Raw genomic sequence first — 21,751 nt, 5'->3', positions numbered from 1 at the left:
ACCGTGGAATCACTCATCCAGTTGGGGAGACGAGACGTGCAACGTCGGACAATCCTGGCCGCGACCAGCGGATACGCTCTCAGCGCGCTCGCGCTGCCCGACCTCGACAGCATCACCCGCCGCGTCACCTCGGCCCCGGCCGGAGCCGTACGGGTCGGTAAAGGCGAAGTCGCCGCCGTCAAGCAGATGGTCAAAGCCCTCGGCGACGCCGCCGCCGAACTCGGCGGCGGACACGCCCGCCACCTGGCCGTCCGCTACCTCACCGACGACGTGGCCCCCTGGCTGAACGGGAAGTACACCGAGGCCACCGGCCGCGAGCTGTTCGCCGCCACCTCCCAGCTCGTCCACCTCGCCGGCTGGATGGCCCAGGACGAGGGCAACGACCCCGAGCACCAGGGCCGGGCCCAGCAGTACTACGCGCACGCCTACCGCCTCGCCGCCGAAGCAGAAGACCCCGAGCTGGCGGCCACGGCCCTGCGCGGCCTCGCCGTACAGGCCATGGACCTCGGTCCCAAGCACCACGCGGTCGCGCTGCGCCTGTCCGAGAAGTGCGTCGAGTACGGCAAGGACATCTCCGACCCGCGCGTGATCGCCTACTACACGATCACCCTTGCCGATGCCGCCGCCCTCGATGGCGACCGCCGCCTGGCCACCCATTCCCTGACCAGCTCCCAGACCGCCATCGAACGCGCGACGAGCGGGCCCGGCGAGTCCTGGGCCTCGCACTTCAGCCAAGGCAGATGGGCCTACACGGCGGGGATGATCCACGCCAGGATGGGCGACCTCGACGGCGCCGAGGAACACCTCCGCCAGGCCCTGGAGATCCATGGCCTTGACCGCCGCCGGACCCGGGTCGGCGTCCTCGGCCATCTCGGCGAGATCCACCTCCGCCGAGGCGACCTCGACGGAGCCCTGTCCACCTGGACGGAATTCCTCGACTGCGCGGAAGGCGTCCGGTCGGTGAAAGTCATCGACACCGCCCACACCATGCAGGTCCGTCTGGAGCGGTACAAAACCGTGGCGGAAGCCGAGCAGCTACGGCAGCGTGCTGTCCGCCTCACCAGTGGGTGATCAATGGACCTCCGATCCCGCAGTCCCGTCGCTGTGCCCGGCCCGTTCCGATTGTCCCCGTCCGGTACTTCAATCCGAAGCATCACGCCTGGACAGGCAGGGCCAGGTACGGCGATGGGGGCCCCTCGGGTGGGGCCCACGCCTACATCCACCCGTCCGCGTGGCCGATGCAGCTCCTCATGCGCCACAACGTCGGGCAGCCGCCGTGGACGCAGAACCAGTGGGCGGGTACTGCTTCACGTGCTCCGCGATGTTCTAGAACGGCTACGCCTACCGGAACGAGTACGGCCTGTGCCCCTACGACTACGTCTGGGGCCACACCGCCGCCGGGTACGACTTCGCGGTCCCCGTCTCCGCGTACACCTGATCGCGCGCCGCCCCGGTGCCGCTCGCGCGAACCAGCGGCGTGTTTCCGCCGCCGGGGACAGTGGTGTCGCGTTACATATGTTTGTCTTGGTTCCGAGCGGATATGAGCACAATCGCCTCATGCACTGTCGGACCGGGACCACGAGGGGCTGAAGAATGAGCGCTGCATCGGTGTCGCCGCACGGATTCACCGTCGTACGCCGTGGCTACCGCACCGACACCGCCGACGCCCGGGTCCTCGCCCTCTCCCGGGAGCGGGATGCCGCCTGGGAGCGGGTGGCCCGGCTCGTCGTGCTCGCCAAGGAGCTGGAGGCCGAGGCGGAGCGGCTGCGCGGGGTCGTCGGGGAGCTGGAGCCGCAGACGTACGAAGGGCTCGGGGAGCGGGCGCGGGAGGTGTTCGTCCTCAGTGAGGAGGAGGCCGCCGAGCTGCGGGCCGACGCGCTCGCCGAGGCGGGGAGTGTGCGGGAGGCCGCCGAGAGCGACGGGTTCCGGATGGGGGCGGAGTCCCGGGAGGCCGCCGAGGCGGTGCGGTCGGCGGCCGACGCCGAGGCCGAGGAGACGCTGGCCGGCGCCCGTGCCGAGGCCGAGCGGCTGGTCGCCGAGGCCGTCGCCGAGGCCGGGCGGGAGCGGGCCGACGCCGTCGAGGGGTGGCAGGAGACCCGGCAGCGCGCCGAGGCCCTGCTCGCCGGTCTGGAGACCCAGCAGGCCGAGCGGTGGGAGGCCGACGGGCTCGAACTGGCCGCCCGCGCCGCCGACCACGAGCGGCGGCTCGACGAGCTGACCACCCGTGCCGAGGACGTGCTCGACGGGACGAAACGTGCCCTCGCCGAGACGGAGGAGTCCACCCGGCACGGCCAGGAGGACGCGGAGGCCCGCGCCGCCGAGATCGTCGCCCAGGCGCGGCTGGCGGAGGAGCGCACGGGCCGGGAGACCGAGCGGGTCCTCGGCGAGCACGAGGAGGCCCGCGAGCAGATCCACGCGCACATGGACCATATCCGGAACAGCCTGGCCGCCCTCACCGGGCGTGGGGGCGACGAAAAGCCGGCGGAAGAGGGGTGATCCGGCCCGGACCGCCTCAGCGCTCCGGCGTACCCGCCGTCCCCGTTGCGTCCGGTGTCCCGGTGGCCTCCGCCGTACCCGCCGCCTCCGCCGTACCCCCCACCCCGTCCCGCTCCTCCTCCAGCACCGGGAACCTCCTCGGCGCCAGGAACAACAGCACCAGCAGCGCCACGACCGCCGCCCCCGCCGCCCCGATGTGGACCTGGTCCACCGCCGCGTCCACCGCGCGCCGCAGCGTGTCGGCCGCGTCCGCCGACAGGCCGCCCGCGTCCTCCAGGGAACGCGAGACCGCGTCCAGGTCGCCGGAGCCGCCCAGCCGGGACGCCAGTGCCGCGTTCGCCACCGCGCCGAAGACGGCGGCGCCCACGCTCTGGCCTATCTGCCGGTAGAAGAGGATGGACGCGGTCGCCGTGCCCCGCTCCGCCCATCCCACGGTCGCCTGGACCCCGACGATCAGCGGCAGTTGGAACAGACCCAGCGCCGCCCCGAGCAGCAGCATGATCAGCGCCGGTTGCCAGGGCTCGGCCGGGTAGGGGAGCAGCGGGAACGCGGCGAGGATCAGGGCCGCCAGGCCGATGCCGACCATCGCGGTCTGCCGGAAGCCGATCCGGTTGTACAGGCGGTTGGAGTACGCGGCGCTCACCGGCCAGCTCAGCGTCATCACCGACAGCACGAACCCGGCCGCCACCGGCCCGAGCCCCAGTACGGACTGGGCGTACGTCGGCAGGAAGACCGTCGGCGCGATCATCAGCACCCCGAGCGCGCCGAGGGCGAGGTTGACCGCCGCGATGGTGCGCCGGCGCCAGACCCAGCCGGGGAGCACCGGGTCGGCGGCCCGGCGTTCGACCAGGACGACCGCCGTGAGCAGGGCCGCGCCCGCGCCGAAGAGGGCCAGCGAGGGGCCGGAGAGCCAGGGCCAGGCGATCCCGCCCTGGACGAGCGCGGTGAGCAGCGCCGTACCCGCCGCGAAGACGAGGAGGGCGCCGGGCCAGTCGACGGGGAGCCGCTCCGCACGCGGCTTCCGGGCGGGTTCGCGCAGATGGCGGGCGATCAGCCAGAGCGCGACCGCGCCCACCGGGAGGTTGATGAGGAAGATCCAGCGCCAGTCCGCCCAGGTCGCGAGTGCCCCGCCGACCGCCGGGCCCGCGACCGCCGAGACCGCCCACACGGTGGAGAGCCGGGCCTGTATGCGGGGGCGTTCCTTCAGGGGGTAGAGGTCGGCGGCGATCGTCTGCACCGTGCCCTGGAGGGCGCCGCCGCCCAGCCCCTGGACGATGCGGAACGCGATCAGTGACGCCATGTTCCAGGCGAGGGCGCAGAGCAGGGAGCCGGCGAGGAAGAGGACGATGCCCGCGATCAGCACCGGTTTGCGGCCGAGGGTGTCGGAGAGCTTCCCGTACACCGGCAGGGAGACGGTGACGGCGAGGAGGTAGCCGGCGAAGAGCCAGGAGAAGACGGAGAAGCCGCCGAGGTCGGCGACGATCTGCGGGACGGCCGTGGAGACGACGGTGCCGTCGAGGGCGGCCAGGGCCATGCCCATCATCAGGGCGGCGACCACGGGCCCCCGGCGGTCGGCCGTCGGATCGGGGCCGGTGGCCGGCCCGTTCGGCGTCGGCCCGGGACGCTCCCCCACGGCAAGTCCTTTCGTCATACAAGTAAATGTCGGGGACACCCTCTCACCGACGGGGGCACGGCGGGAGGGGACGGGCCTGTTCCCCCGGCCACGGGCACCGGATCCGGCCGCCCGTCCCTGAGACGGCGGGCCCCGGCGGCTGCGTACCCCTAGGGGTTCCTCCCCCCTGCGTTCCGGGGGCCGTTCGTCCCGGGGGACGACGTGGCCTTTGCTCCCGCTCCGTAGCGTTGTGGTCCTGAGCGGATCACGGCAACCAGCGGGAGCCCAGGGCCGGCCCGAAGGCCCGGGGGATCACGGCAGTCCGGGGGGTCACGGGAGGCAGGGGGTGGGGAAAACCCCCGGCCCAAGACTGCGCCGGGCACCAGCGCGCCCCGGTGCCCGACCCGGCAGACTCGATTCGCGCGCCACCACCGTCCGGAAACCACCGCACCCGCCGGGTGCACGGCCCGGATGTCCCCGAAGCAACGACAGGAGACCTACAGTGACAACGCCTGTGACCATTCCCCGCCACGGGAGTGCCGGAGGGCTGACCGCTGTCGCGGCGCGCGGACGCCAGGTCGTCAAGGCGTACGGCTCGGGGGAGACCCGGGTCGTCGCCCTCGACCAGGTCGATGTCGACATCCACCGGGGACAGTTCACGGCCATCATGGGCCCCTCCGGCTCCGGCAAGTCGACGCTGATGCACTGCCTCGCCGGCCTCGACACCGTGACCTCCGGTCAGATCTACCTGGACGACACGGAGATCACGGGCCTCAAGGACAAGAAGCTCACCCAGCTCCGCCGGGACCGCATCGGCTTCATCTTCCAGGCCTTCAACCTGCTGCCGACGCTCAACGCCCTGGAGAACATCACCCTCCCCATGGACATAGCCGGCCGCAAGCCGGACGCCGCCTGGCTGAACAAGGTGGTGGAGACGGTGGGCCTGGCCGAGCGGCTGAAGCACCGGCCCACCCAGCTCTCCGGCGGCCAGCAGCAGCGGGTCGCGGTCGCCCGCGCCCTCGCCGCCCGGCCCGAGATCATCTTCGGGGACGAGCCGACGGGCAACCTGGACTCCCGCGCCGGTGCCGAGGTGCTGAACTTCCTCCGCCGCTCGGTGGACGACCTGGGCCAGACCATCGTCATGGTCACCCACGACCCCGTCGCCGCCTCCTACGCCGACCGCGTGCTCTACCTCGCGGACGGCCGGATCGTGGACGAGATGTTCCGCCCCACCGCCGACGCCGTCCTCGACCGCATGAAGGACTTCGACGCCCGGGGACGGACCTCGTGACCGTGCTCAAGACCTCCCTGCGCAACTTCCTCGCGCACAAGGGGCGGATGGCGCTGTCGGCGGTGGCGGTGCTGCTGTCGGTGGCCTTCGTGTCGGGGACACTCGTCTTCACCGACACCATGAACACCACCTTCGACAAGCTCTTCGCCGTCACCGCGACCGATGTCACCGTCGCCCCGCAGGAGAAGGACGGCGAGGACGAGGACCCGCAGTCCGGCAGGACCGAGACCCTGCCCGCCTCCGCCCTGGAGAAGGTGCGGAAGGTCGAGGGCGTGCAGGTCGCGGAGGGCTCCGTCTCCGTCATGAACGCCACCGTCGTCGACGGCCGCAACAAGGACGTCGGCCCCACGGGCGGCGCCCCCACCATCGTCGGCAACTGGACCGAGAACGACCTGCGGGCGATGGAGATCTCCGAGGGCCGCTCCCCGCGCGGACCCACCGAGGTGATGGTCGACGAGCAGACCGCCGACAAGCGGAAGCTGGCCATCGGCGACGAGCTGCGCGTCATTTCCGCCTTCGGCGACCACCGCGCCAAGATCTCCGGACTGCTCTCCTTCAAGGTGACCAACCCCGGCGCCGCGCTCTTCTACTTCGACACGCCCACCGCCCAGCGCCAGCTGCTCGGCCAGGCCGGTCTCTTCAACTACCTCCACATCACCGGCGTCGACGGCCTCGCCGACGAGACGCTGAAGAAGCGGGTCGACGCGGCCCTCGGCGGCGAGTTCAAGCTCACCACCGCCAAGGAGACCGCCGACCAGGGCCGTGAAGAAGTCGGCGAGATGCTGAACGTGATGCGGTACGCGATGCTCGGCTTCGCCGGGATCGCCTTCCTCGTCGGCATCTTCCTCATCGTCAACACCTTCTCCATGCTCGTCGCCCAGCGCACCCGCGAGATCGGCCTGATGCGGGCCATCGGCTCCAGCCGTCAGCAGGTCAACCGGTCCGTGCTGATCGAGTCGCTGTTCCTCGGCATCGTCGGCTCCGTCCTCGGTGTCGCCGCCGGTGTCGGTCTCGCCGTCGGGCTGATGCAGCTGATGGGCGCCGTCGGGATGGAGCTGTCCACCGACGACCTGACGGTGAAGTGGACCACCCCCGTCGTCGGCGTCCTCCTCGGCGTGGTCGTGACCGTCCTCGCCGCCTACGTCCCCGCCCGGCGGGCCGGCAAGGTCTCCCCGATGGCGGCCCTGCGCGACGCCGGCACCCCCGCCGACGGCCGCGCCGGCTGGATCCGCGCCCTGATCGGCCTCGCCCTGACCGGTACGGGCACGGCCGCGCTGATCGTCGTCACCCAGGCCGAGAAGGCATCCGAGGGCTCCCTCTTCCTGGGCGTCGGGATCTTCCTCACGCTGCTCGGCTTCGTCGTCATCGGCCCCCTCCTCGCCGGAGTGGTGGTGAAGGCGCTGGGCACCGTCGTCCTGCGGGCCTTCGGCCCCGTCGGCCGGATGGCCGAGCGCAACGCCCTGCGCAACCCGCGCCGCACCGGCGCCACCGGAGCGGCCCTGATGATCGGCCTCGCCCTGGTGGCCTGCCTCTCGGTCGTCGGCTCCTCCATGGTGGCCTCGGCCACCGAGGAACTGGACCGCAGCGTCGGCGCCGACTACATCGTCCAGTCCAGCAATGGACAGCCCGTCGTACCGCAGGCCCGTACGGCGCTGGAGCAGGTCGGGGGCCTGGAGCGGATCACCGACTACCGGCTCGTCATGGCCAGGATCACCGCCCCCGACGGCAAGACCGCCAAGGAGGAGCTGGTCGTCGCCGACCCGGCCTACGCCAAGGACCTGCGCCGCGACATGGCCGAGGGCGAGCAGGCCGACGCGTACCGCAAGAACGCCATCTCCGTCGGCAGCGAGTACGCCGAGAAGCACGGCGTGAGGATCGGGGACACCCTCACCGTCGACTTCACCGCCGGGAAGACCGCCGAACTCAAGGTCACGGCGATCACCTCCGACGACAACGCCATGGACCAGGGCGCCAAGTACCTCAGCACCGAGACCGCCCGCGAGTACATCCCCGCGGCCGATTTCCCGCTGAGCTACATGGTCCTGGCCACCGCCGCCGACGGGCAGGAGAAGCAGGCCCGGGCCGCCCTGGAGAGCGCGCTCGCGGACTACCCCCAGTACAAGGTCCGCGACCAGACGGATTACAAGAACGAGCTGAAGTCCGAGATCGACTCCCTGCTCAACATCATCTACGGGCTGCTCGGCCTCGCCATCGTCGTCGCCGTCCTCGGCGTCGTGAACACCCTGGCCCTGTCGGTGGTGGAGCGCACCCGCGAGATCGGGCTGCTGCGGGCGATCGGGCTCTCCCGCCGCCAGCTGCGCCGGATGATCCGCCTGGAGTCGGTGGTCATCGCCCTCTTCGGAGCGCTGCTCGGACTGGGGCTCGGGATGGGCTGGGGCGCCGCCGCGCAGAAGCTGCTCGCCCTGGAGGGGATGAAGATCCTGGAGATCCCGTGGACGACGATCATCCTGGTCTTCCTCGCGTCGGCGCTGGTGGGCCTGTTTGCGGCCCTGGTGCCCGCCTTCCGGGCCGGTCGGATGAACGTCCTGAACGCCATCGCCACCGACGGCTGACCGAGATCGATGGAACCGGGCAACCGGCTCCGGTGGGCGGACTCCGCCCACCGGAACCGGACCGCCCCCGTCACGGGGGTACGGGGGAGACCCGGTCCCGGACGCCCGCCCCGCGCGGACGCCCGGGGCCGTTCCCGTCTCCGTATCCCGTTCAGGGCGAGGGGGCCGGCGGCCTGGTCGGCGTCGCCGGCGGCGGGGTCCCGCCCGCGGGCATCCCGGTCGCGGCCGAAGGCGACGACCACTTAGGTGCCCCGGTGGCCCGCTCCGCCGCCGGACGCGTCGCCGAGGCCGTCGGCAGCGGGCGCGGCGGGGACACCGCCGGAGTCGCGGCCGGCACCACCGCCGGGACACCGGGCTCCGGGCCCCGCAGCGACAGCGCCGTCAGCGCCCCCGACACGGCGAGCGCCCCGACCACCGCCGCCGCCCCGGCCGCCCGCATCCGGCGCCGCCGCGCCCCCCGGGCGATCACCCGCCCCGCCACCTCCGGCACCACCCCCGAGCCCCCGGCCACGGCGGCCCGCTTCAACGCCCGCGCCAGCGCCGGGTCCACCGCCGCCCCGGGCCCCGCGGTTCCGGATCGTTCAGACACAGTGCTCCTCCTCGGATACGAGGTGGGGCCGCAGCGCGGCCCGCGCACGGAAGAGATGGGTCTTGACCGTGCCCGCCGCGAGCCCCGTCTCGGCGGCCACCTGCTCGACACTGAGATCGCAGACATAGTGGAGGACGGCCACCCGCCGCTGCCCCTCCGGCAGCCGCCGCAACGCCGCCACCAGCGTCACCGTCTCCGGGTCCGGCGCGGGCGCCGTGCCCGGCAGATGGCCGTCGCGCAGCCGCCACGCCGCCAGGGTCCGCCCCCGCCGCCGCCAGCGGCTCACCGCGAGCCGCCACGCGACCGTACGGATCCACGCCTCGGGGCCCGCGTCCCGCTCCAGCCGGGCCCGCCGCGCCCAGCCCCGGACGAACGCCTCCTGCACCACGTCCTGGGCCTCATGAAGATCCCCGGTCATCAGATACACCTGTCCGACCAGGTGTTTCACGGAGTGCGTGTAGAACTCCTCGAACTCCTCGTCGGTCATACGGCTCCTGGCTGGTCACGGCGGTCCTGCGGCGGGCACCCCCACCGGGGGCTCTTCCCGGGCCCGGACGGCGTGTCCGGTCGCGGAGGCGGGGGCGCGGTGGGCGGGCGTACGCTGGAAACCCCCGGCCCGTCACACGTGTCGGGCCCTTCGCGTTGCCCAGCCCTGCCCCACCCACTCCTCTCACCCACTTCCCGGGACGGAAAGCCTTTCATGAGCCTGCACGGTCTGCTCGATGCCGTCGTACCCGACCCCGCGCTCACCGAGGCGGTGAAGGCGGCCAGGGCCGGCAGCCGCACCCAGGTCGACCTGGTGGGACCGCCCGCCGCCCGCCCCTTCGCGCTCGCCGCGCTCGCCCGGGACTCCGGCCGCACCGTGCTCGCCGTCACCGCGACCGGCAGGGAGGCCGAGGACCTCGCGGCCGCCCTGCGCACGCTGCTCCCCGAGGAGGGCGTGGTCGAGTACCCGGCGTGGGAGACCCTGCCGCACGAGCGGCTCTCCCCCCGCTCCGACACCGTGGGCCGGCGGCTCGCCGTGCTGCGCCGGCTGGCCCACCCGTCGGCGGACGACCCGGCCGCCGGCCCCGTCTCCGTCGTCGTCGCGCCCATCCGTTCCGTACTGCAACCGCAGGTCCAGGGCCTGGGCGACCTGGAGCCCGTGGCCCTGCGCACCGGGCAGCAGGCCGATCTGGGCGAGATCACCGAAGCGCTCGCGGCCGCCGCGTACTCCCGGGTCGAGCTGGTCGAGAAGCGCGGCGAGTTCGCCGTGCGCGGCGGCATCCTGGATGTCTTCCCGCCCACCGAGGAGCACCCCCTGCGGGTGGAGTTCTGGGGCGACGACATCGAGGAGATCCGCTACTTCAAGATCGCCGACCAGCGGTCGCTGGAGGTCGCGGAGCACGGTCTGTGGGCCCCGCCCTGCCGTGAGCTGCTGCTCACCGACGATGTCAGGAGCCGGGCCGCCGATCTTGCCGAGGCCCACCCCGAGCTGCGTGAACTCCTCGGCAAGATCGCCGAGGGGATCGCCGTCGAGGGCATGGAGTCCCTGGCGCCGGTCCTCGTGGACGACATGGAGCTGCTGCTCGACGTGCTGCCGAAGGGGTCCATGGCCGTCGTCTGCGACCCGGAGCGGGTCCGTACCCGGGCCGCCGACCTCGTCGCCACCAGCCAGGAGTTCCTCCAGGCGTCCTGGGCGGCGATCGCCATGGCCGCCGACGGCCAGGCCCCCATCGATGTCGGCGCCGCCTCGCTGTGGGGGATCGCCGACGTCCGGGACCACGCCCGTGAGCTGGGCATGATGTGGTGGTCGGTGTCCCCGTTCGCCGCCGACGAGGAGCTGAGCGGCGACACCCTCACCCTGGGGCTGAGCGCCCCCGAGTCCTACCGGGGCGACACCGCGCGGGCCCTCGCCGACACCAAGGGCTGGCTGGCCGACGGCTGGCGGGTCGTCTTCGTCACCGAGGCCCACGGCCCGGCCGCCCGTACCGTCGAGGTGCTGAGCGGCGAGGGCGTCCCCGCCCGGCTGGACAGCGGCACCGGCGAGATCCCGGCCGCCGTCGTCCAGGTGGTCTGCGGCTCGATCGACTACGGCTTCACCGCCCCCGGGCTGCGGCTCGCCGTCCTCACCGAGACCGACCTCTCCGGCCAGAAGGCGGCCGGCAAGGACGGCCAGCGGATGCCGACCCGCCGCCGCAAGACGATCGACCCGCTCACCCTGGAGACCGGCGACTACATCGTCCACGAGCAGCACGGCGTGGGCCGCTACATCGAGATGGTGCAGCGTACGGTCCAGGGCGCCACCCGCGAGTACCTGGTGGTCGAGTACGCCCCGGCCAAGCGCGGCCAGCCCGGCGACCGGCTCTACATCCCCACCGACCAGCTGGAGCAGATCACCAAGTACGTCGGCGGCGAGGCCCCCACCCTGCACCGCCTCGGCGGCGCGGACTGGACCAAGACCAAGGCCCGCGCGAAGAAGGCCGTCAAGGAGATCGCCGCCGACCTGATCAAGCTGTACTCGGCGCGGATGGCGGCGCCGGGGCACGCCTTCGGCCCGGACACCCCCTGGCAGCGGGAGCTGGAGGACGCCTTCCCGTACGCGGAGACCCCCGATCAGCTCTCCACCATCGCCGAGGTCAAGGAGGACATGGAGAAGACCGTCCCCATGGACCGGCTGATCTGCGGCGACGTCGGCTACGGCAAGACGGAGATCGCGGTGCGGGCCGCGTTCAAGGCGGTCCAGGACGGCAAGCAGGTCGCGGTCCTCGTCCCCACCACCCTGCTGGTGCAGCAGCACTACGGCACCTTCTCCGAGCGGTACGGCCAGTTCCCGGTGAATGTGCGGGCGCTCTCCCGCTTCCAGAGCGACACCGAGGCGAAGGCGACCCTGGAGGGACTGAAGGACGGCGCCGTCGACATCGTCATCGGCACCCACCGCCTCTTCTCGTCCGAGACGAAGTTCAAGGACCTGGGCCTGGTCATCGTCGACGAGGAGCAGCGCTTCGGCGTCGAGCACAAGGAGCAGCTGAAGAAGCTGCGCGCCAACGTCGATGTGCTGACGATGTCCGCGACGCCGATCCCGCGCACCCTGGAGATGGCGGTGACCGGCATCCGGGAGATGTCGACCATCACCACCCCGCCGGAGGAGCGCCACCCGGTGCTCACCTTCGTCGGCCCGTACGAGGAGAAGCAGATCGGCGCGGCCATCCGGCGCGAACTGCTCCGCGAGGGCCAGGTCTTCTACATCCACAACCGGGTCGAGTCCATCGACCGGGCGGCGGCCCGGCTGCGGGAGATCGTCCCGGAGGCGCGGATCGCGACGGCCCACGGCCAGATGTCGGAGACCGCCCTCGAACAGGTCGTCGTGGACTTCTGGGAGAAGAAGTTCGACGTGCTGGTCTCCACGACGATCGTGGAGTCCGGGATCGACATCTCCAACGCCAACACCCTGATCGTGGAGCGCGGCGACAACTTCGGCCTCTCGCAGCTGCACCAGCTGCGCGGGCGGGTGGGCCGGGGCCGGGAGCGGGGTTACGCGTACTTCCTCTACCCGCCGGAGAAGCCGCTGACGGAGACCGCGCACGAGCGGCTCGCGACGATCGCGCAGCACACCGAGATGGGCGCGGGCATGTATGTCGCGATGAAGGACCTGGAGATCCGGGGCGCGGGCAATCTCCTCGGCGGCGAGCAGTCCGGGCACATCGCGGGCGTCGGCTTCGATCTGTATGTACGGATGGTGGGGGAGGCCGTCGCCGACTACCGGGCCTCCCTGGAGGGCGGGGTGGAGGAGGAGCCGCCGCTGGAGGTCAAGATCGAGCTGCCGGTGGACGCCCATGTGCCGCACGACTACGCGCCCGGGGAGCGGCTGCGGCTCCAGGCGTACCGCTCGATCGCCTCGGCCAACACCGAGGAGGACGTGCGGGCGGTCCGGGAGGAGCTGACCGACCGTTACGGCAAGCTGCCGGAGCCGGTGGAGAACCTGCTGCTGGTGGCGGGGCTGCGGATGCTGGCGCGGGCCTGCGGGGTCGGCGAGATCGTGCTCCAGGGGAGCAATATCCGCTTCGCTCCGGTGGAGCTGCGGGAGTCGCAGGAGCTGCGGCTGAAGCGGCTGTACCCGCGCACGGTGGTGAAGGCGGCGGCCGGGCAGGTACTGGTGCCCCGCCCCACCACGGGGAAGATCGGCGGGAAGCCGGTGGTGGGGCGGGAGCTGCTGGCCTGGACCGGCGAGTTCCTGACGACGGTCCTGGGGTCCTGACGGCCTCCCGCTGATACGCGCGGAGTGCGGCCCGTCCACCGGAGACGGTGGGCGGGCCGCACTCCCTTTCGTTAGAGCGCCAGCTCCCACTGGGAGGCGTCGTGCTCGAAGCCGGGGGTGATCTCCACGGTGAGGTCCTTCGCGGTGGGCGGGGTGTCGAAGGCGTAGCTGACGGTGGCCTTCTTACCGGGCATCAGGGTGCCGGTCATGCCCCCGCCGACCGTGTCGTCGAAGATCTCCTCGGCCGTGACCCCCTCGGCACCGGCGCGGGCCTGGGCCATCAGCAGCGCCGAATCGAACTTCTCGGCGCCGGTGTTCTCGACGGTGACCTTCACCAGGTACGCCTTGTTGCCCCGGGTGTGGCCGGCCGCGTACTCGTCGGGCGTGTACGGCTGGGGCGCGGCGGTCGTGATCTTCAGCCCGTCGGGGTACGAGGCGGTGTCGCCGGCCGCGAGCGCCGAGGCACCGCCACTGTCGCCGGAGCCGCCGCCCGCGCCCTTTCCCTTCCCCTTCTTCCCCTTGTTCCCCTTGTTCTTGCTCGTTCCGCTCTTCGAGCCGTCGTCGGAGCCGGGCTCCTTGGTCGCGGTGACCCCGGTGGCCGCCTTGTCGATCTCGTCCACGGCGTCGTCCACCGCCTTGAAGGTGATCACCGCGCCGATCACCCCGACGACCATGGCCACCAGGCCGAGCAGGGCGCCGAAGGTGGCCGTCTTCTTGTTGCCGGCCTCGCCGCGCTTGACCCGGCCCCGGCCGCTCAGCCCCAGGATCAGGGCGATCAGGCCCAGGGTGCCGCCGAGCCAGAAGAGCAGCGGGATCAGTCCGGTGATCGTGCCGATGATGCCGAGGATCAGCGCCGCCGTGCCCAGTCCGTTGCGCATCCGCCGCTGCGGCGGCGGGGGCTGCTGTCCGAATCCGGCCGGGGCCTGCTGCTGCCCGTATCCGTCGCCGTATCCGTCGCCGTGTCCGGCGGTGGTCTGCGGCCCGCCCGGGGTCCCGTACCCCGGCTGGTTCCCGTACGGCTGCTGCTGCCCCTGGCCATAGGGGTCCTGGTGCGTGGAGTGGGACATGAGTCGTGCCCTCCCGGACATGCGGTGTGATCGGGACCCGCTGGGAGCCCCCCGTGGTGACGGGTCAATAAGAGCATGAGCTGTGAACCGAGTCAACAAGAGTTCACGGGAAAGGATTTCGGGTCGCTGTGAAGGGATTCCTCCGGGTGCCGCGCTATGCTCGACCGCACACACGGGGTTCTGACCAGCGGCGACGGATGACGGAGGCGGGCAGGTGCCGGAGCACGCAAGCGAGGTGACCGCGGCCGGGATCGCCCGGCTGGCCGGCGTCGGACGGGCCGCCGTCAGCAACTGGCGCCGCCGCCACGCCGACTTCCCCCGGCCCGTCGGCGGCACCGACAGCAGCCCCTCGTTCGCCCTCGCCGATGTCGAACGCTGGCTCCGCGAGCAGGGCAAACTCGCCGAAGTGCCGCTCCGGGAACGGCTCTGGCAGCAGCTCGCCGACGACCCCGAGTCCCTGACCGCGGCCCTCGTCCGCGCCGGCTGCGCCCTGCTCCTCGTCCAGGACCGCCCGGCCCTCTGGCGGGAACTCGCCGACTCCTCCGACTCCGCTGCCGACTCCGCTGCCGGCTCCGCTGCCGACCCCGCGGCCGCCGACGAGCGGATGGCCGAACTCCTGCCCACCGCGCTGGAACAGGTCCTCACCGCCCGCTTCGGTGCCGACCGCGCCGACCTCTTCCGGGCCGCGCTCCCCGCCCCCGGACAGCCCGCCCCCGGATCGATGCCCCTGCTCCGCTCCGCCGCCGCGCTCGCCGCCGAACTCGGGCCCCGCGACGCCTTCGCCTTCCTCCACGGCCGCTTCCTCGACGCCGGCTCCCGGCAGTACACCCCCACCCCCGAAGCCGCCGCCGCCCTGATGGCCGCCGTCGCCGACCCCGCCCCGGGCTCGACCGTGCTCGACCCCGCCGCCGGAAGCGGCGCGCTGCTCGCCGCCGTCCCGCGCCCCGGGACCCTCCTCGCCCAGGACACCGACCCCGGCCCGACCGCGCTTGCGGCGCTGCGGCTCGCCCTCGGCTCCGACGCCGCCGTCCGCGCCCGCGCCGCCGACAGCCTGCGCGCCGACGCCTTCCCCGACGCCCGCGCCGACACCGTCCTCGTCCACCCCCCGTTCAACGAACGCAACTGGGGCCACGACGAACTGGCCTACGACCCGCGCTGGGAGTACGGCCTGCCCGCCCGCACCGAGTCCGAACTCGCCTGGGTCCAGCACGCGCTGGCCCGGCTGCGGCCCGGCGGCACCGCCGTCGTCCTGATGCCGCCCGCCGCCGCCTCCCGCCGCTCCGGCCGCCGCATCCGCGCCGGACTGCTCCGCCGGGGCGCGCTGCGGGCCGTCGTCGCCCTGCCCGCCGGCGCCGCGCCCCCCTACGGCATCCCGCTCCACCTGTGGGTGCTGCGCAAGCCCGCCGCCGGCGAGGCACCCGCCCCCGAACTGCTCCTCGTGGACACCGCCGAACTGCCCGGCGCCACCGGCGGCCGCGACCGCATCGACTGGCCCGCCGTCCACGACGCCGTCCTCGGCGCCTGGCGGCCCTTCGCCGCCGGCACCCCCGGCGCGCCGGACGACACCCCGGCCGCCGCCCGGCGCGTCCCCGTCATCGAACTCCTCGACGACGACGTGGACCTGGCCCCCGCCCGCCATGTCCCCCCGCCCGCCACCGGGGCCGACGCCGGTGAACTGCTGCGCGTACGGGAACGGCTCGCCGACACCCTGCGGCTCACCGCCGAACTGACACCGCGGCCCGCGCCGCCCGCGACGCCCGCGCCCTGGCCGCTGACCACCGTCGGCGAACTGGCCCGCGCCGGGGCCCTGCTGCTCCGCGCCGGGACCACCCACCCCGGCGCCGGAGCCGCGCCGCCCGCCGGCACCACCGCCGCCGTCCTCACCGAACAGGACGTGCTCACCGGGGCGCCCCCGTCCGGGCCGCTGCCCGAAGCCGACACCGACAGCGCCGCCGCCGACGCCGTCCGCGTCCAGGCCGGTGACGTCGTCGTCCCCGTCCTCGGCGGCGGCTCCGTCGTCCGGGTCGTGGACGAGGCCACCGCCGGGGCCGTCCTCGGCCGCAACCTCCATCTGCTGCGGCCCGCGCCCGACGCGCTCGACCCCTGGTTCCTCGCCGGTTTCCTGCGCGGCACCGCCAACACCCGCCAGGCCAGCAGCCACGCCTCCACCGCCACCCGGCTCGACGTCCGCCGGCTCCAGCTGCCCCGGCTGCCCCTGGCCGACCAGCGCCGCTACGGCGAACGCTTCCGCGCCCTCGCCGCCTTCGAGGACGCGCTCAGGCTCGCGGGCCGGCTCGGCGAACGGCTCGTGCGGGGACTGTTCGACGGGCTGACGGACGGGACCGTACCGCCGGGCTGAGCCGGCCCGCCGCTGCCCGACGGACCCCGGGACAGGCCCGCCGCTCGCCGTCGTGCCACAACCCGGCGGCCCTCGCGCCGGTCGGTGTATACGCTCATCCCCTGTTCAGGTTGTCAGCCTCGTCCCCAGGCCATCAGGAGCGGACATGCACGGCCACGCCCCGCCGTCCCCCGGACGCCGTCCGGCGACCGCGACGCTCTTCGCGCTGCGCGGCTTCTTCGTCGTGATCTCCCTCCTCAGCCTCGGCCTGCTGTCCTGGGCCCCGATGCTGCGGCTCGCGGTGCTCCGCCGACGCCCCCTGGACTGGGTGCTGTTCTGGGCGTGCCTCGCCCTCGCCGTGGCCCTCTTCGTCTTCGTGGCCGACTTCGGCGCGACCGACGAGACCGCGAAGAAGGAACCGGACACCGCCTCCGGCCCCGAAGTCGTCGCCCTGCTCGCCATGGTGGCCATGGGCATCGGAGTCCCGGTGCACTACCTCGTCGTGGAGCTGCGCTACTTCCAGCAGCTCGGTACGCGGACCGCCGCCGCCCCCGGGACCGCGCACCCGGCGTACGGGACCACCGCACCCGCCGCCTTCGGCCCGCCCCCGGCCCCCGGCTACGGATACCCCCAGGCCCCGGCACAGCCCCGGCGGACCGCGCCCGGCTACGGGTACCCCGCCCAGCAGCCGCCGCCGCCCGTACAGCCCTCCCCGTACACCGCGACACCGACACCGACACCGCCGCCGGCACCGACACCGCCCCGGCCCGTACCCGCGCCCCGGATCGAGCAGGTCCGCGCCGAACTCGACGAGCTGAGCGACTACCTCCGCAGAGAGCGGGACCGGTGAACGGGCGCGTCATCGCCGGCCGCTACGAACTCTCCACCGTCATCGGCCAGGGCGGCATGGGCCAGGTGTGGACCGCGTACGACGGCCGGCTCGACCGCCGCGTCGCCGTCAAGCTGCTGCGGCCCGACCGGATGGCCGCCGCCACCGCCGCCGACGAGATGCGCCGCCGCTTCCTCCGCGAATGCCGGGTCACCGCCCAGGTCACCCACCCCGGCCTCGTCACCGTCCACGACGCGGGCGGCGACGACGACGACCTCTACCTCGTCATGCAGTACGTCGAGGGCGCCGACCTCGCCGACCACCTCGCCGAGCACGAGCCCTACCCCTGGCAGTGGGCCGTCTGCGTGGCCGCGCAGCTGTGCGCCGTCCTCGCCGCCGTCCACGCGGTGCCGATCGTCCACCGCGACCTCAAACCCCGCAATGTGATGATCAAACCCGACGGCACCGTCACCGTGCTCGACCTCGGCGTCGCCTCCGTCATCGACACCGACACCACCCGCCTCACCCACACCGGCTCCCCCATCGGCAGCCCCGCATACATGGCCCCCGAACAGGCCATGGGCGGCGCGGTCGGCCCGTACACCGATCTGTACGCCCTCGGGGTGCTGCTCCACGAACTCCTCACCGGGTCCGTCCCCTTCGCCGGGTCCACCGCCCTCGGCGTGCTCCACCGGCACCTCTACGACCCGCCGCCGCCGGTCCGCCGGGAGCGGCCCGCGATCCCCGGGGCACTGGAAGCGCTCGTCCTGCGGCTGCTCGCCAAGGACCCGCAGCACCGGCCCTCCGGCGCGCAGGAGGTGTACGAGGCACTGGCGCCGCTGCTGCCCGCGCGCGGCACCCCCGTCGGCGACCCGCGCGCCCCCGTCGGCACGGTGCCCCCCGGCCGCCCGCTCGACCCGGCGCGGCCCTTCCTGCGGCCCTGGGCCCCCTGGCCCGACCGGCCCGCACCCCAGGCACCCCCTGCCCCGGCCGCCCCGGTCACCCCGTCCGTCCCGGCGGTTGCGGTGGAACCCGTCGCTCCGCGCGTCGACGTGGCCGCCGCCGTGGACGAGGTCAAACGCCTCCTCGGCGAGGGCGGCATCACCCAGGCCGTCGACGTCCTCGGCTCCATCCTCCCGGCGGCCGCCGCCGAGCACGGCGAGCACTCACCCGTCGTCCGCATCCTGCGCAAGCAGTACGCCAGCACCCTCATGGACGACGGCCAGTACCGCCGGGCCCTGCCCGAACTGCGCCGCCTCGCCGAGGAACGCGCCACCGAGGCGGGCGCCGCCGACCCGCAGGCCCTCCAGTACCGCTATGACGCCGCCCAGTGCCTGGAACAGCTCGGCGAACCGGCCGCCGCCCTCGCCGAGTACCGCGCGCTGCTCCCGTACCACCAGGGCGTCGCCGACCGGGCGCGCGCCTTCGACATCCGGCACCGGATCGGGAACCTGCTGCTGGCCCTCGGCGACCACACCGGCGGCCGGGCCCAGCTCCAGGCCCTGCTGTACGACGCGGAACGCGGCTACGGCCCCTACCACCCGCTCGCGGGCGAACTGCGCCGCGCGCTCGACCACCAGCAGCGGTTCCGTACGCCGTGACGCGCCGGACGATATGACACGGCCGCCCGGCGGGGGCCCCCGCCGGACGGCCGCTGTCGTTTCAGTGCCAGTAGGTGGTGAAGTTGGCGAACGCCGAACCGAACCCGCTGTTCACGGCGGCCGGAGCGCCCACCGTGCCGTTGCCGAAGGTGATCGCGCCGGTGGTGGCCGGGCCGGTCTTCGTGCCCTTCAGGACCCAGACCGCGCCCGCGCCCTTGTCCTCGCCGGTGCCGCCGACGACCAGCTCGGGACGGTTGTCGCCGTTCAGGTCGGTGACGCCGACGCTCGCGCCGAAGGTGTCGTTCGCCTCGGACGCGCCCGGCACCCCGGCGGTGCTCTGGGTGAAGACCTTCGCGCCGGTGGTGGTCGGGCCCTTCGCGGAGCCGCGCAGCACCAGCACCGAACCGGCCTTCTTCGCCTTGTCGACGGTCTTGCCCGGCAGGCCCGAGGCGATGTCCCCGTAGCCGTCGCCGTCCACGTCGGCCACGGTCACACCGGAGCCGAAGTAGTCACGGTAGGCGGCGGTGCCGGGCACCCCCTGGGTGTCCTGGGTCCACACGACCGCCTTCGACCCGTCGGCGCCCTTCGCGGAGCCCGGGTAGAAGAGGATCCGGCCGCCCTTGCCGCCGTCCATGTCGAACTCGCGGAAGTCGTCCTTCCCGACGACGATGTCCGCGTACCCGTCCTTGTTGACATCGCCGACGTCCAGGTTGTCGCCGCCCTGGATGTCCATGCGCTTGGTCTTGACGACCTTCGGCGTCGCCGCCGGACCCTGGGCCGTCCCCTGCCACACGGCGGTGTCCGGGTACTCGTACATGTCGCTGTTGTAGCGCGAGGCGACGAGGTCGGTGCGGCCGTCCTTGTTGACGTCCCCGGCGGCCAGGTCGGTGATCCGGTGCAGATTGTCCTGGTCGGTGATCGCCCGGACGCCGGTGGCCGAGCCGTCCCGCTTCAACGGGCCGGACAGTATCCGCAGGTTGGCCTGGCTCTCGGTGAGGGCCAGATCCTGGTCCCCGTCGCCGTCGAAGTCGCCCACCGCCAGGCGCAGGCCGACGAGATCGGTGTCCGCCCCGCCCGTCGCCAGAGTCGGTCCGGCGGTGAGCCCCTTCGGAGAGCCCCAGAGCACGGAGACCGAGCCCCGGTTCGGGCCGTGGCCGCCGATGGTGTCCCCGGGGGCGCCCACCACCAGGTCGGCGTAGCCGTCCCGGTCGAGGTCGGCGCCGGCCAGGCTGTCCCCGTACCGGTCGCCGGCGGCCGCGGTGCCGGACACCCCCGGCGAGTCCTGGTGGAACAGCTGCTTCTGCGCGGTCAGCGGCTTGCTCTTCGACCCGTACAGAACGGAGACGTGCCCGGCCTTCGCGACCTTGCCCGCGGTGCCGCCGGGCGCACCGACGGCGAGGTCGCGGATGCCGTCGCCGTTGAAGTCGTTCGGCTTCGCGGCCGCCTTCTTCGGCGGGGCGGGCGCGGCGGCGGGCGCGGCGATCGCCAGGGGAGCGGTCAGGGCGGCGGCGGCCATGACGGCGGCGGCGAGCACCGGGCCCCGGGCGAGTCGATGGGAATTCATGATCAGCCTTTCGTGCGTACGGCTGCGCGGGCGCTCGGTCAAGTCGCCCGCGTATCCGGCGGATTCCGCCGGTGCGACACGTGTGACCTGCGAGCGGGCCAAAGGGTTGTGCCCGCGTCCGGCGAGGGCGGCGGCGAGGTGTCCGGCGACCGCGACGGCGGGACGCGGGAGGGTCACGGGAGTGGGCCGGGGCGTGTGTCACGCTAAGGGGGACCGCACAGCCGCAGGACCCGCACGGGGGAGTTCGCCACGATGACAGTACGGGGGCAGCTGTTCCGCTTCGCCCTGGTCGGAGCGGTGAACACGGGCACGTACTACGGCCTCTATCTCCTCCTCCTGCTGAGGCTGCCGTACGTCGCCGCCCATGTGGCCGCCTTCGCGCTGAGCATGGTCGGCTCCTTCTTCCTCACCTCGTACTTCACCTACCGCACCCGGCCCACCTGGCGGAAGTTCCTCCTCTTCCCGCTCACCAACGCGGCCAACTTCGTGATCACCACGGCCGGTGTCTACCTCCTGGTGGACGTCCTGGAGTTCGGGAGCCGGTACGCGCCCCTGATCGCGGCGGCGGCCGCCATCCCGGTCACCTTCGTCCTCTCCCGCACGATCATGCTCCGGCCGGAGAAGGCGGGCCGGGACGCCGGCGGCCCGGGACAGGCGGCGCAGGCCCCCGCGCGCACGGAGGCCGAGCCGGAGCCGGACACCGGGGCGATATCCGTCCGCTCCCTCTGATCGGCGCCGGCGCGGGCGGACCGATCGGGATCCGATCGGCGACTGATCGCAATCAGTGCGGGCGAAGTGGTGGCCGAGGCCGCGTCCGACTGCCTAACATCATCACCGCAGGGCCTTGTGAACCACCGCACAAACAATGTCGGGAGGATCCTTTGCACCGCCGCCGTCGCACCGCGATCACCGCGTCCACCGCGCTGCTCATCGCCACGCCCCTGCTCGCCGCCTGCGGTGAGGAGGCCCGCCCCGGCGCCGCGGCCCTCATCGGCGGGCAACGGGTCGAGGTGTCCACCGTGCAGGCCGCCGCGAAGGACGTCCGCGCCGCCCAGGCCCGCTCGCCCCAGGCCGCCCAGCTGATCAAGGACAGCGGGCAGCTGAGCCGGGCCAAGCTCTACGACATCATCGTGGACCGGGTGGTGGACCGCGCCGCCCAGGACGCGGGCGTGCGCGTGAGCCGCAAGGAGATCCAGCAGACCCGCGGCGGTCTGGTCCAGCAGTCCGGCGGCGAGCAGCAGCTCGAAGCCGCCTATCTCCAGGAGCGCGGGGTCGCCCCCGACCGGATCGACGACGCCATCCGGCGCGAGATCCAGATCAGCAAGCTGGCCGAGTCCGTGGGCGCCTCCGGGGCCCCCGACGGGCAGGAGAAGCTGAACCGTGCCTTCGTCGCCGCCGCGAAGGCCCTCGACATCGACGTGAATCCGCGCTTCGGGCAGTGGAAGGACCAGCAGCTGGAGCTGGGCGACTACAAGGCCCCGTGGATCAAGCAGATCACCAAGCAGCCGCAGCCGCAGCCGCAGCCGCAGCCCGCCCAGCCCGGCGGCGCGTGAC

At 73.2% G+C, this 21,751-nt stretch carries 14 protein-coding genes; 10 read left to right on the top strand and 4 right to left on the bottom strand.

Annotated features, from left to right (window positions below):
* Nucleotides 1-36: 36 nt before the first annotated feature.
* Together SYYSPA8_RS34030 and SYYSPA8_RS34025 are read left to right on the top strand one after the other, a co-directional pair.
* Nucleotides 37-1,071, top strand: a complete 1,035-nt coding sequence (locus tag SYYSPA8_RS34030) for a tetratricopeptide repeat protein (RefSeq protein WP_323451292.1) — start codon at nucleotides 37-39, stop codon at nucleotides 1,069-1,071.
* Nucleotides 1,072-1,593: 522 nt separating this feature from the next.
* A complete protein-coding gene (locus SYYSPA8_RS34025; RefSeq protein ID WP_323451291.1) occupies nucleotides 1,594-2,496 on the top strand; it encodes a coiled-coil domain-containing protein in 903 nt (300 codons plus the stop codon).
* Between the two features lie 16 nt (nucleotides 2,497-2,512).
* On the opposite strand, the gene SYYSPA8_RS34020 is transcribed toward SYYSPA8_RS34025, so the two are convergent.
* Nucleotides 2,513-4,147, bottom strand: coding sequence for an MFS transporter (locus tag SYYSPA8_RS34020; protein ID WP_323451290.1), 1,635 nt, complete (start codon nucleotides 4,145-4,147; stop codon nucleotides 2,513-2,515).
* Between the two features lie 463 nt (nucleotides 4,148-4,610).
* Between SYYSPA8_RS34020 and SYYSPA8_RS34015 the strand changes: the two genes are divergently transcribed.
* The gene (locus SYYSPA8_RS34015; RefSeq protein ID WP_323451289.1) at nucleotides 4,611-5,399 is read left to right on the top strand and encodes an ABC transporter ATP-binding protein; all 789 of its coding nucleotides are present in this window, start codon (nucleotides 4,611-4,613) and stop codon (nucleotides 5,397-5,399) included.
* Complete coding sequence (locus SYYSPA8_RS34010; protein ID WP_323451288.1) at nucleotides 5,396-7,972, top strand: ABC transporter permease; 2,577 nt, start codon at nucleotides 5,396-5,398, stop codon at nucleotides 7,970-7,972. Before SYYSPA8_RS34015 ends, SYYSPA8_RS34010 begins: the two co-directional genes overlap by 4 nt.
* 581 nt (nucleotides 7,973-8,553) lie before the next feature.
* Here the strand turns inward: SYYSPA8_RS34010 and SYYSPA8_RS34005 are convergent.
* A complete protein-coding gene (locus SYYSPA8_RS34005; RefSeq protein ID WP_323451287.1) occupies nucleotides 8,554-9,048 on the bottom strand; it encodes a SigE family RNA polymerase sigma factor in 495 nt (164 codons plus the stop codon).
* Between the two features lie 213 nt (nucleotides 9,049-9,261).
* Here SYYSPA8_RS34005 and mfd point away from each other — a divergent pair, with 213 nt between their 5' ends.
* Nucleotides 9,262-12,798, top strand: a complete 3,537-nt coding sequence (gene mfd, locus SYYSPA8_RS34000) for a transcription-repair coupling factor (RefSeq protein ID WP_323451286.1) — start codon at nucleotides 9,262-9,264, stop codon at nucleotides 12,796-12,798.
* Nucleotides 12,799-12,869: 71 nt separating this feature from the next.
* On the opposite strand, the gene SYYSPA8_RS33995 is transcribed toward mfd, so the two are convergent.
* Complete coding sequence (locus tag SYYSPA8_RS33995; RefSeq protein ID WP_323451285.1) at nucleotides 12,870-13,865, bottom strand: DUF4352 domain-containing protein; 996 nt, start codon at nucleotides 13,863-13,865, stop codon at nucleotides 12,870-12,872.
* Between the two features lie 214 nt (nucleotides 13,866-14,079).
* Between SYYSPA8_RS33995 and SYYSPA8_RS33990 the strand changes: the two genes are divergently transcribed.
* From SYYSPA8_RS33990 to SYYSPA8_RS33980, 3 genes are all read left to right on the top strand, one after another.
* Entirely contained in the window at nucleotides 14,080-16,224 is a 2,145-nt protein-coding gene (locus SYYSPA8_RS33990; protein ID WP_323451284.1) for an N-6 DNA methylase, read from the top strand.
* 145 nt (nucleotides 16,225-16,369) lie between these two features.
* Nucleotides 16,370-17,053, top strand: coding sequence for a hypothetical protein (locus SYYSPA8_RS33985; protein WP_323451283.1), 684 nt, complete (start codon nucleotides 16,370-16,372; stop codon nucleotides 17,051-17,053).
* Nucleotides 17,050-18,633, top strand: a complete 1,584-nt coding sequence (locus SYYSPA8_RS33980; protein ID WP_323451282.1) for a serine/threonine-protein kinase — start codon at nucleotides 17,050-17,052, stop codon at nucleotides 18,631-18,633. The genes SYYSPA8_RS33985 and SYYSPA8_RS33980 overlap by 4 nt, the downstream gene beginning before the upstream one ends.
* 61 nt (nucleotides 18,634-18,694) lie before the next feature.
* Here SYYSPA8_RS33980 and SYYSPA8_RS33975 read toward each other — a convergent pair whose 3' ends face one another.
* Nucleotides 18,695-20,197 carry an FG-GAP-like repeat-containing protein gene (locus SYYSPA8_RS33975; RefSeq protein WP_323451281.1) on the bottom strand — a complete coding sequence of 501 codons (1,503 nt, stop codon included), beginning with the start codon at nucleotides 20,195-20,197 and terminating at the stop codon, nucleotides 18,695-18,697.
* 252 nt (nucleotides 20,198-20,449) lie between these two features.
* Between SYYSPA8_RS33975 and SYYSPA8_RS33970 the strand changes: the two genes are divergently transcribed.
* On the top strand, nucleotides 20,450-20,926 hold the full coding sequence (locus SYYSPA8_RS33970) for a GtrA family protein (RefSeq protein ID WP_323451280.1): 477 nt from the start codon (nucleotides 20,450-20,452) through the stop codon (nucleotides 20,924-20,926).
* A gap of 152 nt (nucleotides 20,927-21,078) precedes the next feature.
* A complete protein-coding gene (locus tag SYYSPA8_RS33965) occupies nucleotides 21,079-21,750 on the top strand; it encodes a SurA N-terminal domain-containing protein (RefSeq protein ID WP_323451279.1) in 672 nt (223 codons plus the stop codon).
* Nucleotide 21,751 lies beyond the last annotated feature (1 nt).

The organism is Streptomyces yaizuensis (assembly GCF_034961445.1).
GTDB lineage: Bacteria > Actinomycetota > Actinomycetes > Streptomycetales > Streptomycetaceae > Streptomyces > Streptomyces yaizuensis.
The sequence above is the reverse complement of the archived record's forward strand: the minus strand, read 5'-3'. Positions and strand labels throughout refer to the sequence as shown.